Below are 1,421 nucleotides of genomic sequence, written 5' to 3' on the forward strand. Positions count from 1 at the left end.
GGCCCGTCTCGAAGCGGATGGTGCGGGTGCCGAAGGTGCCGTTGTCGATGACGGCCTCGGCGTAGTGGGTCTCGTTCTCCACTAGCGGTTCTCCTACGTGTCTACGTATCTACGTTTCGTCTTCTCGCCCGGCGGCCCGTGTGGCCGGGGGCGGGGGTCCCGTGCGTGGCCGGGACCGTGTGGAGAAGCGCGCCGTGTGTGCGGGCCGGTCTTCGATCGAAGCACCCGGGGATGTCTCCCGGGGGCCACTACCGAGGACCGGCGGCGGCTGGGTGCGCCTCTCCCTCGTGGGGGTGTACCGAGTACGGACGTACTCGTGGGGACGTGCTTGGTATCACCAGACTACAAAGCGTCAGTGACACCGCGCACGTACAGCAAAGGGAGCGGCCCCCTTCGAGTGCTTCGAGTGGGAACCGCTCCCTTCACGGCGACTTACTTGGCGCCCGCCGCACCGCGACGGATGCCGAGGCGGTCGACCAGCGCACGGAAGCGCTGGATGTCCTTCTTGGCCAGGTACTGCAGCAGGCGGCGACGCTGACCGACCAGGATCAGCAGACCACGACGGGAGTGGTGGTCGTGCTTGTGGGTCTTGAGGTGCTCGGTCAGGTCGGAGATGCGGCGCGAGAGCAGCGCGACCTGGACCTCGGGGGAGCCGGTGTCGCCCTCCTTCTGGCCGAACTCGGTCATGATCTGCTTCTTCGTAGCGGCGTCGAGCGACACGCGTACTCCTCGTGATGTCTTCGAGTGCCTCCGAGTGCCCCTGGTCTACGTCTCAGGGGGGCTTCCGTGACTCGGGAGGCCGGGATGGGCCGCGGGGGGCGGGTCCGGATCCTGGGGATCCGGGGGTGCGCAGACACGCGGCCGTTACACAGGGTACCAGTCGGCGTGTCGCCCCCCCGCGCGGGCCTTCGGAAACGCCTGAACAGGGCGGAATGCCCCCAGTAGGCTAACCGGACAGCTCTTTCGTACGTCGTGAAGGGACGCTTCGCCATGACCGAGGCGCAGGACAAGGCACGCAAGGAACGCAAGGAACGCGAGAAGAACGAGCTCTACGCCCTCGACATCTCCGGCGTCGAGTGGCAGAGCGCTCCGGGTACGGAGGAGCACGAGGAGCGGGTCGAGATCGCGTATCTCCCCGCGGGCGCCGTGGCCATGCGGTCGTCGCTGGATCCCGGGACGGTGCTGCGGTACACGGAGGCGGAGTGGCGCGCGTTCGTGCTCGGGGCGCGGGACGGCGAGTTCGATCTTGAGCCCTCGCCTCGCAAGGGCGGGACGGCGGTCGAGTAAGGGGGCCGACTGGGCTGATCAGGTCGACGCGATCTGCATGATCTGCGCGACCTGAGAGGTCGGCGGTCGGTGGCCGATGTCTGCTGTTGCCGACTGCTGTCCGCTGTTGCCGGCTGCCGTCAGCCGTGTCGGGC

General features: G+C 68.1%; 2 protein-coding genes. One reads left to right on the forward strand and one right to left on the reverse strand.

What is annotated here, in order from left to right; genetic code table 11:
* Positions 1-432: 432 nt before the first annotated feature.
* On the reverse strand, positions 433-720 hold the full coding sequence (gene rpsO / locus AOK22_RS38910) for a 30S ribosomal protein S15 (protein ID WP_030363216.1): 288 nt from the start codon (positions 718-720) through the stop codon (positions 433-435).
* A 270-nt stretch (positions 721-990) separates the two neighbouring features.
* Between rpsO and AOK22_RS38915 the strand changes: the two genes are divergently transcribed.
* Entirely contained in the window at positions 991-1,287 is a 297-nt protein-coding gene (locus AOK22_RS38915) for a DUF397 domain-containing protein (RefSeq protein ID WP_055703334.1), read from the forward strand.
* Positions 1,288-1,421: the final 134 nt, after the last annotated feature.

The organism is Streptomyces silaceus, assembly GCF_001419745.1.
GTDB lineage: Bacteria > Actinomycetota > Actinomycetes > Streptomycetales > Streptomycetaceae > Streptomyces > Streptomyces silaceus.